The sequence below is a fragment of the Streptomyces sp. NPDC048290 genome, from assembly GCF_040652095.1.
In the GTDB taxonomy this organism is placed as follows: domain Bacteria; phylum Actinomycetota; class Actinomycetes; order Streptomycetales; family Streptomycetaceae; genus Streptomyces.
The window spans coordinates 111864-123837 of record NZ_JBEZLM010000006.1 but is presented as its reverse complement, the minus strand read 5'-3'; the positions used below and the strand labels follow the sequence as shown (position 1 = coordinate 123837).

At 72.5% G+C, this 11974-nt stretch carries 10 protein-coding genes and 1 pseudogene; 6 read left to right on the top strand and 5 right to left on the bottom strand.

The annotated features are described in order from the left end of the window. Nucleotides 1-53: 53 nt before the first annotated feature. Nucleotides 54-983: a 1-phosphofructokinase family hexose kinase gene (locus AB0D49_RS12055; protein WP_362754939.1), complete on the top strand. Its 930-nt coding sequence runs from the start codon at nucleotides 54-56 to the stop codon at nucleotides 981-983. Between the two features lie 4 nt (nucleotides 984-987). On the opposite strand, the gene AB0D49_RS12050 is transcribed toward AB0D49_RS12055, so the two are convergent. Together AB0D49_RS12050 and cdgB are read right to left on the bottom strand one after the other, a co-directional pair. Further along, a complete protein-coding gene (locus tag AB0D49_RS12050) occupies nucleotides 988-1935 on the bottom strand; it encodes a carbohydrate-binding protein (RefSeq protein ID WP_362754936.1) in 948 nt (315 codons plus the stop codon). 129 nt (nucleotides 1936-2064) lie between these two features. Further along, nucleotides 2065-3741: a diguanylate cyclase CdgB gene (gene cdgB, locus AB0D49_RS12045; protein ID WP_362754933.1), complete on the bottom strand. Its 1677-nt coding sequence runs from the start codon at nucleotides 3739-3741 to the stop codon at nucleotides 2065-2067. Nucleotides 3742-4255: 514 nt separating this feature from the next. Here cdgB and AB0D49_RS12040 point away from each other — a divergent pair. Next, entirely contained in the window at nucleotides 4256-4774 is a 519-nt protein-coding gene (locus tag AB0D49_RS12040; protein WP_362755788.1) for a flavin reductase family protein, read from the top strand. Between the two features lie 289 nt (nucleotides 4775-5063). Here AB0D49_RS12040 and arfB read toward each other — a convergent pair whose 3' ends face one another. Next, nucleotides 5064-5501: an alternative ribosome rescue aminoacyl-tRNA hydrolase ArfB gene (gene arfB, locus AB0D49_RS12035; protein WP_362754930.1), complete on the bottom strand. Its 438-nt coding sequence runs from the start codon at nucleotides 5499-5501 to the stop codon at nucleotides 5064-5066. A gap of 228 nt (nucleotides 5502-5729) precedes the next feature. Here arfB and AB0D49_RS12030 point away from each other — a divergent pair, with 228 nt between their 5' ends. Then, entirely contained in the window at nucleotides 5730-6305 is a 576-nt protein-coding gene (locus AB0D49_RS12030) for a TerD family protein (protein WP_362754927.1), read from the top strand. A gap of 251 nt (nucleotides 6306-6556) precedes the next feature. Here AB0D49_RS12030 and AB0D49_RS12025 read toward each other — a convergent pair whose 3' ends face one another. Beyond that, nucleotides 6557-7933: a M1 family metallopeptidase gene (locus AB0D49_RS12025; RefSeq protein ID WP_362755786.1), complete on the bottom strand. Its 1377-nt coding sequence runs from the start codon at nucleotides 7931-7933 to the stop codon at nucleotides 6557-6559. A 65-nt stretch (nucleotides 7934-7998) separates the two neighbouring features. On the opposite strand from AB0D49_RS12025, the gene AB0D49_RS12020 reads away from it, so the two are divergent. After that, nucleotides 7999-8499: a hypothetical protein gene (locus AB0D49_RS12020; protein WP_362754924.1), complete on the top strand. Its 501-nt coding sequence runs from the start codon at nucleotides 7999-8001 to the stop codon at nucleotides 8497-8499. Between the two features lie 111 nt (nucleotides 8500-8610). Here the strand turns inward: AB0D49_RS12020 and AB0D49_RS12015 are convergent, their stop codons facing one another. Beyond that, complete coding sequence (locus AB0D49_RS12015; protein WP_362754921.1) at nucleotides 8611-9363, bottom strand: pentapeptide repeat-containing protein; 753 nt, start codon at nucleotides 9361-9363, stop codon at nucleotides 8611-8613. A gap of 186 nt (nucleotides 9364-9549) precedes the next feature. Here AB0D49_RS12015 and AB0D49_RS12010 point away from each other — a divergent pair. Both AB0D49_RS12010 and AB0D49_RS12005 read left to right on the top strand, forming a co-directional pair. Further along, nucleotides 9550-10683, top strand: a pseudogene (locus AB0D49_RS12010) (FAD-dependent oxidoreductase); the annotation flags it as partial. Nucleotides 10684-10890: 207 nt separating this feature from the next. After that, a complete protein-coding gene (locus AB0D49_RS12005; RefSeq protein WP_362754918.1) occupies nucleotides 10891-11871 on the top strand; it encodes a zinc-binding dehydrogenase in 981 nt (326 codons plus the stop codon). The last annotated feature ends 103 nt before the right edge of the window (nucleotides 11872-11974 follow it).

The following is an 11974-nucleotide window of genomic DNA, read 5'->3' as shown; positions in this document are numbered from 1 at the left end:
ATCGAGTCAGCGGCACATACGGCACGCACATGCATCCGGGGAGGTCGGGCCTGGTGATACTCACGGTCACCCTGAACACCGCGCTCGATCTCACCTACCGGGTCCGCGCCCTGCGCCCGCACGGCTCGCACCGGGTGTCGGAGGTGGTCGAACGGCCCGGCGGCAAGGGCGTGAACGTGGCCCGGGTGCTGGCCGCGCTGGGCCATCGGACGACGGTCACCGGCTTCGCGGGCGGCGCGACCGGCCGCCAGGTGCAGGACGCGCTGCTGGCCGTCCCGGGCGTCACCGACGCCCTGGTCCCGGTGTCCGCCGCCACCCGCCGCACCATCGCCGTGGTCGACGAGACCACCGGCGACACCACCCAGCTCAACGAACCGGGCCCGCCCGTCACCGCCCGCGAGTGGTCCGCCTTCCAGGAGGCGTACGGGGATCTGGTCGCGGCGGCGTCGGTGGTGGCCCTGTGCGGCAGCCTGCCCCCGGGCGTCCCGGTGGGCGCGTACGCCACCTTGATCCGCGCGGCCCGTGCGGCGGGGGTGCCCGTGCTGCTGGACACCGGCGGGGAGCCGCTGCGCCGGGGCGTCGCCGCCCGTCCCGACCTGGTGAAGCCGAACGCCGACGAACTGGCGGAGCTGACCGGCTCCCACGAGCCGCTGCGCGCCACCCTGGACGCCCGGCGGCGGGGCGCCCGCGCGGTGGTCGCCTCGCTGGGCCCGGACGGGCTGCTGGCGGTCACTCCGGAGGGCCGCTGGCGGGCCACCGCACCGGCCCGGCTGTCCGGCAATCCGACCGGCGCGGGCGACTCCGTGGTGGCGGGTCTGCTGTCCGGTCTGGTGGAGCGGCTGCCGTGGCACGACCGGCTGGTGCGGGCGACGGCCCTGGCGGCGGCGACCGTACGGGCCCCGGTGGCGGGCGAGTTCGACCGCCGGACCTACGACGAGCTGCGGGCCCGGGTCACGGTGACCGGCGGGACCAGCGCGGCCTGACGGGTCAGCTCGTGACCTGGCCCTTCTTCAGCCAGAACTGGTCGAGCAGGACATCGCACTTGTCGCCGTCGTTGCAGGAGACGGAGATGGTGTTGGTGCCCTTGCTGAGGGTGGGCCAGGCGTAGGTGTCGGTCCAGCCCTTGGCGGGGTCGTCGGCGCCGGTGAAGTTGGACAGGTTCAGCTTGCTGCCGAACGGCTTGCCGTTGATGGTGAGCGTCATCTCCTGGTCGTCGCCGACCGCGCTGTAGCGGGCGAAGACGGTGTAGGTGCCGTCCTCCGGGATGCCGTTCACGGTCCAGGTGACCGAGGAGCCGACCTGGTTCAGCCCCCCGACGTACGTCCCGCCGTCGGCCTGGGCGCCCGCCACGTCGGACGCCTTGGCGGCCGAGCCCGCGAGCTGGAGGCCCTGGACGTCGACCACCGGAAGCTCCGCGCCGGGGGAGACGCTGGACTCGGCGGACGGGCTCGGCCCGCCGGACTCCGCCTGCTGGCTGGGGGTGCTGTCGGCGGCGGTGTCCCCGCCCGGCTGCTCCTCGTCCCCGCCCATCATGGCCACGCCGATGCCGATGACGACCGCGGCGACCACCGCGACCGCGCCGATCAGCAGGCCCTTGGTGTTGGGTCCGCGGCCCCGGCCGCCGCCCCGCGCGGGCTGCTGCGGCGCGGTCGGCGCACCGGCGCCGGGGAAGGTCTCGGGGGCCGCGTAGTGCGCGCTGGGCTGCTGCCCGTACCCGCCGCCCTGCTGCTGCGGGACCTGGCCGTATGACGGCGGTCCGGCCGGGCTCTGCTGGCCGTACTGGCGCTCGCCGACCGTACGCACTCTGTTGACCGCGTTCGGGTAGCCGTAGCCGCCGGAGGGGGGCTGGGCGCCGTTGGCCTGCCCGTCGGCGTAGAGGTAGCCGAACGGGTCGTCGTCCTCGGGCGTGCTCGCGCCGTTGTTGCCGGGCGTCATCCCTTGGTACTCCTCAACAGATGCGGAAGGAACGAAAGACAGCGGTTCACAGGTCAAGAATGGCGAGCCTACCCCGTTCGTATGGCCCGAACGGGTGACTCATCCGGCATCACACCACTGACCTGGGGATCATCCCGCGCGTCTGTGCTGTTTGGGACGAGATCGTTTCTCGACGTACATCCGCTCGTCGGCCGACTTCAGTACTTCGTCGGCGGTCATCCCACAGTGCGCCCAGCCGATACCGAAGCTCGCGCCGACCCGTACGGCGCGGCCCTCGGCGCGGATGGGCTGGATGATCTCGTTGCGCAGCCGTACGGCGAGATCCTGTGCGTCGGCCCGGCCGAGGCCGTCGGCGAGGATCACGAACTCGTCGCCGCCGAGCCGGGCCACCGTGTCCCCGTCGCGCACCCCGCGCGAGAGGCGGCGGGCGACCTCGATGAGGACCGCGTCGCCCGCGTTGTGGCCGAACCGGTCGTTGATGGACTTGAAGCCGTCGAGGTCGCAGAAGAGCACCGCGAGGCCCTTGGTGCCGTCGTCGTGCTCGCTCTCGGGGGTTGCGGTGTGCACATGGTGGTCGTAGCCGTCGAAGCTGTCGGGGGTGTCGCCGGGGGCGTCCGGGCGGTAGTCGAAGCCATGGCCGTTGGCGTCGAAGGCGGGGTGGCCGTAGGCGGCGTCCATGGCGTCGACGGCGCCGGGGTGGGCGGCCTGGGGGCGGGCGCAGAGCCGGGCGGAGAGCCGGGAGCGCAGTTCGGCGGAGTTCGGCAGACCGGTCAGGGAGTCGTGGGAGGCGCGGTGGGCGAGCTGGAGTTCGCGCCGCTTGCGTTCCTCTATGTCCTCGACATGGGTGAGCAGGAACCGGGGGCCGTCGGCGGCGTCCGCCACCACGGAGTTGCGCAGCGAGACCCAGACATAGGTGCCGTCCCGGCGGATCAGGCGCAGTTCCGCTCGACCGCCCTCGGCGGAGGTGCGCAGCAGGGTGCCGATGTCCTCGGGGTGGACCAGGTCGGAGAAGGCGTAGCGGCGCATGGAGGAGGCGGGGCGGCCGAGGAGGCGGCACAGGGCGTCGTTGCTGCGCAGGATGCGCCCGTGCTGGTCACCGCCCATCTCGGCGATGGCCATGCCGGACGGGGCGTACTCGAACGCCTGCCGGAAGCTCTCCTCGCTGGCGCGCAGCGCCTGCTGCTCGCGCTCCAGCCTGACCAGTGCCCGCTGCATATTCGCGCGTAGACGGGCGTTGCTGATGGCGATGGCCGCCTGGAAGGCGTACATCTGGAGCGCCTCGCGGCCCCAGGCGCCGGGGCGGCGGCCGTTGCGCGGCCGGTCCACGGAGAGCACGCCGATCAGTTCGCCGGAGGCGGGGCCGCCCTGGGCGCCCGGCGCGTACATGGGGGCGAAGAGGCGGTCGGAGGGGTGCCACTCGTCCTCGAAGCGGGGGGCGGGGCCCTCGGTGTACCACTGCGGGACGTCGTCGTCGTCGAGGACCCAGCCCTCGGTGTGCGGTATGAAGATCAGGTCGCCCCAGGTCTCGCCCATGCCCAGGCGGCGTTCCCAGGAGGCGCGGGAGCCGACCCGGCCGGTGATCAGGGCCTCGGCGGCGGCGTTCCCGGAGAAGGCGGCGACGACCAGGTCGCCGTCGGGGCGGACCAGGTTCACACACGCCAGCTCGTACCCGAGGGCGCTGACGACTCCGTCCGAGACGGTCTGCAAGGTGTCGGCCAGACTGCGGGCCGTGTTCATGTCGGCCATGGCCTGGTGCAGTTGCCGCAGGGATGCAAGACGGACGTAGGGCTCCGACTCGGTCTCCATGCTTGCCTCCCCCCGAGACCTCGCAGCGAATCAGACGAAACCAGCGAATCAAGGGTTGTCCCCGGCGTACCCCGGGTACTCCCGCTCCGCTGTACCCGGCGCACTCGGTGTATTCCGTCAGCCTCCGGTGTACCCCGTGTACTCCGTCAGCTTCCCCGCCACTGAATCACAGCGCGCTGCTCACTCGGTACACAGGGTCAACAATTAGTCTGCCTTGTGACTCAAGTCACAGCGAAACCTGAACAATTGCGTCAGGTTTCCCTCGTTTCCCTGTGCTTTTACTGAACGCAAACTTTGTAACTTGTGCGCCGGTGTCCCGGATCGTCCAGGGTGCCACGGAGGCGGGTCCTAGGACCTCTTCCCGGTCCGGCCTCGGACGGAGGTCCGATGCGCGGCCCGCAGGGCGGAGACTAGCGTGCGGGGCGTGCAGAACTCCGCCCGCGCCGCCTCGCTCGTCCTCCCCGCCAGCCGGACCGCCCCGTACCCGGCCGGTGCCGCCGGGCATCCTGAGGGGGTGAGCAACGACGAGTTCCGTGCCGCCCTGTCCCGACTCGCCGCCGGAGTGGTCCTGGTGACCGCGCAGGAGCCGCCGCTGGACCCGGACGATCCGCAGGCGCCGGGCGGCGAGGACGTGGGCATGACCGCGACCGCCTTCATGTCCGTGTCCCTGGACCCGCCGCTGGTCCTGGTGAGCCTGCGCGAGGGCTCCCGGATGGACGACCTGCTCGCCGAGCAGCCGCTGTGGGCGGTGTCCGTGCTCACCGAGAGCCAGCGCCACATCGCCGGGCGGTTCGCCATGAAGGGCCGCATCAGCGACCGGCTGCTCTTCGAGGACATCCCCTACACGCGCGGCCCGCGCACCGACGCCCCGCTGGTGGGCGGGGCACTGGCGACCCTGGAGTGCCGTACCGAGCAGCGCGTCCCGGCCGGGGACCACACACTGGTGATCGGCCGGGTCCTGACGGCACACGTGCCGAGCGCCGAGGGCAGCCCGCTGGCGTACTTCCGGGGGCGTTACCGGCAGTTGGGGTGAGTGGCGGGGGGTGGTCGGAACGACCGCTTCCGCACGCCGCTTCCACCGGTCGCTTCCGCGAAGGCGCCGGGCGCTCAGGGCCGCGCCGGGCCGCTCATGGCCAGTCATGGCCGGTCAGTGCGGGATCTCCACCGTCAGCCGGTCCAGGCGCTCGCGCGCCGTGACGACCTCGACGACGGCGGTCCGGTCCCCGGCGAAGGTGAAACGGAGCACGCGGACGAGCCCGCCGTCCGGGGACGGTGGAATGTGACAGCGGCCGGTTCCGTGGTGGGGCGGGCGGCTCCCGGGGCTAGCCCCAGTCCCGGCCGCTTCTGCCGCGCTTGGTCTGGGAGCGCTGTTTCTTCTGCTGGAGGCGGCGTTCGTTGATGCCGCGGGGGATGCGGGTGGGGCGGCGGGGCCTGGGCGGGGGCGCGGTGGCCTCGGCGAGCAGCGCGGCCAGCCGGACGGCGGCGGCCTCGCGGTTGCGCCACTGCGAGCGGTGCTCGGAGGCGCGGACGCTGAGCACACCGTCGGTCAGCCGGGAGGCGAGCCGCTCCAGGGCGCGGGCCTTCCAGACGGGGGGCAGGGCCTCGGTGGCGGCGAGGTCGAAACGCAGCTCGACCTGCGAGTCGGTGGTGTTGACATGCTGACCGCCCGGCCCGGAGGACTTGGAGAAACGCCACATCAGCTCGGCCTCGGGAAGCGAGACGGAGCCGCGGACGACATGGGGACCGGACATGCCCTCCATGGTCGCGGGCCGGGCGTGTCCGCGTCATCCGAATATCGAAGGTGAAGGCCGAAGGTGAAAGCCCAAGGTGAAACCCAAGGTGAAACCCAAGGTAAAGAAAGTAAAGGCGCCTGCGTGGCGGGGGAACCTGTGACACCCCTCTCGGCGTTCATAGGGGTAGCTGTAGCTTCGTGCTGTACGAAGCCGCAGAAGGCATAGCGCACGTATCGAGGGAAGGAACTCCCGACCATGGCTGTAAGCCTGTCCAAGGGTGGCAACGTCTCGCTGACCAAGGAGGCACCGGGCCTGACGGCCGTCACCGTGGGCCTCGGCTGGGACGTCCGTACCACCACCGGCACCGACTTCGACCTCGACGCGTCCGCGATCGCGGTCAACCCGCAGGGCAAGGTCTACTCGGACGCCCACTTCGTCTTCTTCAACAACAAGCAGACCCCGGACAACACGATCGTCCACACGGGCGACAACCGCACGGGTGAGGGCGAGGGCGACGACGAGCAGATCAACGTCAACCTGGCCGGCCTCCCGGCCGACATCGACAAGGTCGTCTTCCCCGTCTCCATCTACGACGGCGAGAACCGCTCGCAGAACTTCGGCCAGGTCCGCAACGCGTACATCCGCATCCTCAACCAGGCCGGCGGCACGGAGATCGCCCGCTACGACCTGTCGGAGGACGCGGCGACGGAGACGGCGATGATCTTCGGCGAGCTGTACCGCAACGGCGCGGAGTGGAAGTTCCGCGCGGTGGGCCAGGGCTACGCCTCGGGCCTCGCGGGCATCGCCCAGGACTTCGGGGTGAACATCTGACGGTCGCGGGTCCGGCGTCAGCCGGTCCTACGGCGTCAGCCGGTCGCCGGTCCCACGGCGCGCGTCCGCGCGGTGGCGGTCCGGCGGTGAGCCGTCCGGGCGGTGAGGTGTCCGACGGCGGCCGTCCGGCGTGATCCGCAGCGGAGACCCCCCAACGGTTCGTTGGGGGGTCTCGCTGTGTGCGGGGCCGGGTGTGGTGGGGCGTGACGTGACGTGACGTGGAGCGGCCGTGACGTGGAGTGACCGGCAGATCAGGGGCGTGCCGGTCTGGCTGGGCCCATCAGCCAGTCCTCCCAGAGGGGTGTGAAGTCCGTGCCGGGGGCCTTCGACGCCACGTACGCCTTGAAGTCCTCCGTGCTCGCCGTGGACTCGCGGTGGCTGGCGGGCCAGTCCCGGAGCAGGGCGTCGAACGCCGTGTCGCCGAGCGTCTGGCGGAGCTTGTGGAGGACCATCGCGGCACGGTCGTAGACCGGGCGGCCGGAGATATGGGCGGCGTCGGGCGGGTCGCCCGGCGGGAAGGACCAGACGGCGCGGTTGTCGGCGGGGTCGGGGTAGTACGTGCCGTCGTACAGGGCGTCGAAGGTCTGCTGGGCTGTCAGACCGCCCTCGTCCTCCTCCCACAGCCACTCCGCGTAGGTGGCGAAGCCCTCGTTGAGCCACATGTCCCGCCAGGTCTTCGGGGTGACCGAGTCGCCGTACCACTGGTGGGCCAGCTCATGGACGAGGAGCCGGGTGGTGGGGGCGCCGGGGAAGGTCGGGCGGCTCTGGGTCTCCAGGGCGTAGCCGAGGGCGCCCGCGCGGTCGACGATCGCCCCGGTGGAGGAGAAGGGGTACGGGCCGAAACGGTCCTGCGACCAGGCCAGCACCTCGGGGAGGCGGGACAGCACCGCACGGCTCGCGGCGGTCTCCGCCGGGTCGACCGCCGTGTACACCGGCAGACCGTCCCGGGTCGAGGTACGGGTCACGTCGAAGCGGCCGATCGCCACCGTCGCCAGATAGGAGGCCATCTGCTCGGTGGTCCGCCAGGTGAAGGTGGTCCCGGCGGCCGTGGCGCGCCGGGCGGTCAGCTCACCGTTGGAGACCGCCGTCAGGCCCTTCGGGACGGTGACCGCGATGTCGTAGGCCGCCTTGTCCGAGGGGTGGTGGTTCCCGGGGTACCACGCCATCGAGCCGACCGGCTGGCCCAGCGCCAGCGCCCCGTCGCCGGTCGGCAGCCAGCCCTCCTTCGAGCCGTCGGGGTCGGTGATGGTGCGCGGCTCGCCCGCGTAGGCCACCGCCACCCGGAACGTCCCGCCCTTCGTCAGACCGTCCGGTGGGCGCACCGTCAGCTCCTGGCCCGCGCGGTCCCAGCCCGCCCGCGCCCCGTCCACCTCCACCGACTCGACCGTCATGCCGTGCAGGTCCAGGTTGAAGGCGGCGAGGTCCTCCAGCGCCGTCGCGGTGAGCAGGGCCCGGCCCGTGAGGCGGCGCTCTTCGGGGGTGTAGGCGAGATCCAGGGCGTAGTGCGTCACGTCATAGCCGCCGTTGCCCGCCTGCGGGAAGTACGGGTCGCCGACGCCCGCGCCGCCCACCGCGCCCGGAGCGCCGTCGGCGGTGGTGCAGGCGGCGGTCAGGGCGAGGCCGAGTATGAGGACAACAGCCGTGAATCGGGGCACGTCCGTGATCCTATGGCGGCCGTGACACCATCACCTCCGTGCTCGACATCGGCTACGCGCTCTCCACCCGCTTCCCGGACCCGCCGCAGACGGACTACCGCCGCGCCGAGGTGCACGCACTGCGGCACGATCTGTTCTGCGGCGATGTCTATCTCGCCGACACCGAGACGGACCGGGAGCTGTCCACAGCCTGGGGATGGGTGCCGGTGCTCGACTTCGCGTGGGCCCTGTGCGACATCGTCGAGCGGATCGACCGCGACCCGGCGGGCTCCCGCGCCGCCCGTCCCCAGCACGCCGAGCTGGACTTCACCGAGTCCACGGACCGGTTGTTCTTCGAGCGCCGCTTCGGCTGGGTGGACATCGACGCCGACTGGATGCCGGCCGACGAGCACCCGCTCAGCTTCTCCCACACCGAACTGCGCCGCGAGGCCCGGGACTTTCTGCACGATCTGCTCGCCGATCTGATCGATCTGCACGACGACCTCGGGGAGAACCCGGCGATCTGGACGCTCCAGGCCCGCTTTCCGAGGGTTTCGTAGTAGTTCCTGAGGGTTTCGTGGTTCCCGAGGGTTTCGTGGTTCCCGAGGGTTTCGTAGCGGCGGGTTTCCTGCCCGTGGCTACGGCCACCGCCCCTGATCCCCGGCCCGTGGCTACGCCACCACCCTGATCCCCAGCTCCGCCGCCAGCACCGGCGCCAGTTCCAGTAGCTGGCCCGGGGAGATCACCGCGCCCGCCAGCCGGTCCACCCCGCGCGCGATGTCCAGCACGGCCGCGCCCCGCAGATCCACGTCCGTGAGCGTCGCGGTGCTGAAGTCCGCGCCCTTCAGCGTGCAGTCCACGAACTCCACCCGCTCCAGCCGTGCCCCGCCGAAGTCCGGCTCGACCAGCACACAGCCCTCGAACACCACGTCCTTCAGCCGCGCCGAGCGGAGATTGACGTAGTCGATCTTCCCGCCCCGGATCAGCACCCGCTCCAGCACCGCCCCGTGCAGCTGCACGCCGCCCAGCCGTGCCTCCCGCACCTCCACGTCCCGCAGGGTCGCCTCCGCCAGGTTGGTGCCCACTCCGCGCGGTGCCTCGATCAGCGAGTCCAGGAAGCGGGCGCGGGTCAGCCGGGCCTCGTCCAGCGCGCAGCCGCGCAGCGCGCAGTCCATGAAACGGGCCCCGCCGCCGTCCGACCCGCCGAAGTCGCCGTCGCGGAACTCCACCCCGTCGTAGTCCCCGTCCGGCTCCAGGTCAGCGCCCCCGAACGGCTCCAGCGCGGGCAGGCGCAGCTCCGGCCGCCGCGCCGGTCTCAGCCGGACCTCCTTCGGGCCGTCGCCGTCCGTCCCCGCCGCCCGGGAGCCACCCGCCGCCCGTCCCGCCGCTGGTCCCGTTGCCCGTCCCACCGCTCGCCTCGCCATCCGCCCATCCTGCACCCCACCACTGACAATCCCCCTGACCTGCAAAAACCCCCGCCGAACGGTCACCGACCGAACCCGATGTCACATTCCGGCCCGCCCCAGGGGTCATACCAACAGCCCCCCACAGAGCCAGAAAGGCCCGACAGCCCCCTAGCCCCGTAGCCCCGACCACCGAGGAGAGCATCCATGCACCGCATCACCGTCATAGGCGGCGGCTTCGCCGGACTCACCGCCGCGATCGCCGCCGCCGAGGCGGGCGCAGAGGTCACCGTCCATGAGGCGCACCACACCCTCGGCGGCCGGGCCCGGACCGCCGAGGGCGCCTACCGGACGAACGACGGCCCGCACGCCCTCTACAGCGGCGGCCCGCACTGGACCTGGCTGCGTCAGCGCGACCTGACCGGCCCCCTCGCCCCGATCCCGGCGCTGGAGGCGGCCCGGTTCCGGCTGCGCCACCAGGGACGGCTGCGCCGCACCCCGCCCCTCGCCCTGCTCAAGCTGGCCCGCCTCGACGCCCGGCGCGCCCCCGTCGACACCGACTTCCACACCTGGGCCGCCGAGCGGGTCGGCCCGGAGGGCGCCCGTGCCGCCGCGCACTACGCGGCCGTCGCCCTCTTCCACCACGACCCCGGCTCGCTGTCCGCCGCGTTCGTGCAGGAGCGGCTGCACCGAGCGGCCCGGCTGCCCCCGGAGGCGCACTATCCGCGCGGCGGCTGGGCCACGGTGATCGACCGGATGGCGGCACGGGCCTGGAACCTCGGCGTCCGGATGGAGACCCACTCCCGGGTCGACACGCTCCCCACCGACACCCCGGTCGTCGTCGCGACCTCGCTCGCCGCCGCCCGGCGTCTGCTCGGGGACGCCTCGCTGACCTGGACCGGCGGCCGGACGGTCCTCATCGACCTCGCCCTGCGCACCCGGCGCGGCGACCCCTTCGTCCTGTCCGACCTGGACGCGCCGGGCTGGCTGGAACGGTTCACCGCGCAGGACCGGACCCTCGCCCCTGCGGGCGAGCAGCTCATCCAGGGGCAGATCCCGATCGCCCCGGACGAGTCCCGCGCCGACGGGATCGCCCGCGCCGAGGAACTGCTCGACCTGGCGTACGACGGCTGGCGGGAGCGGGTGACCTGGCGCTGCGAGTCCCTCGCCCAGGGCCGTACCGGCGCGGTGGACCTGCCCGGCACCAGTTGGCGGGACCGGCCCGCGATCGACCGGGGCGGCGGGGTGTATCTGGCGGGCGACGAGGTGGCCGCGCCCGGGGTGCTGTCGGAGGTGTCGTTCACCAGCGCGCTGACGGCGGTGTCGCTGGCGCTGGGCCGACCCGGCGACCGGGGCAACACCGGCACCGGCACCGGCAGCGCACCTATCAGTGACGGTCACCACACCGACCCTTCCCTTGACCTCAACCAAACTTCAGGTTGAACAGTAGGGATCAGCACCACAAGATCCCGACCCACCGGGACCAATCCCGTCCCACCGGGACCACCACGACCCTCACAACCATCACGACCCTCGGGGGAGCCCTTCATGCACGCCATCCGTCTCCACACCTTCGGCCCGGCCGAGAACCTCACCTACGAGCAGCTCCCCGACCCGACCCCCGGCCCCGGCCAGGTCCGGATCGCCGTAGCCGCCGCCGGAGTGCATCTGCTGGACACCGCCCTGCGCGAGGGTATGCAGGGCCCGCTGCCCGAGCCGCCCGTGCTGCCGACCGTGCCCGGCCGGGAGGTCGCCGGGACCGTCGACGCGGTCGGCGCGGGAGTCCCCGGCGAATGGCTCGGCAAGCGGGTCGTCGCCCACCTCGGCTTCGCCCCCGGCGGCTACGCGGAACTCGCCGTCACGGATGTCGAGCGGGTCCACGAGATCCCCGAACGGCTCGACCCCGCCGCGGCCGTCGCGATGATCGGCACGGGCCGTACGGCCATGGGCATCCTCCAGTTCGCCGAGCTGGGCCCGGACTCGGTGGTGCTGGTCCCGGCCGCCGCCGGAGGCATCGGCACGCTGGTGGTGCAGTACGCCAAGAACGTGGGCGCCACCGTGATCGGGCTGGCCGGGGGACCCGGGAAGACCGCGCGGGTCGCGGCCAACGGCGCCGATCTCGCCGTGGACTACCGCGACCCCGCCTGGGCCGACGAGCTGCGGACCTGGCTCGACGGCCGTCAGGTGACCCATATCTTCGACGGCGTCGGCGGCGACGCGGCCCGTACCGCGCTCACCCTGCTCGCCCCCGGCGGACAGCACCTGGTCTTCGGCTGGTCCGGCGAGGGGCTGCACGACGGGGAGCCGTATCTCGTCGAGGGCGTCTCCGAGGAAGTGCTCGGGCCGGTGATGATGCAGAAGGCCGGTGGCCCCAACCCGGTCCGCACGCTGGAGCTGCGGGCCCTCGCGGAGGCCGCCGCGGGCCGGCTGGTCCCCGCCGTGCAGCGCTTCCCGCTGGCCGAGGCGGCGGCGGCCCACCGCGCGCTGGAGACCCGGGGCACGATCGGCAAGGTCGTACTGGAGCCGTGACCGTCACAAGGCGGCAAGGTCCTACTGAGCCGTGACCGTCACAAGGCGGCGGCTTAGCAGGACGGGCCCGGGACCGCGACAAAGCATTGGCAAAGGGCCCCGG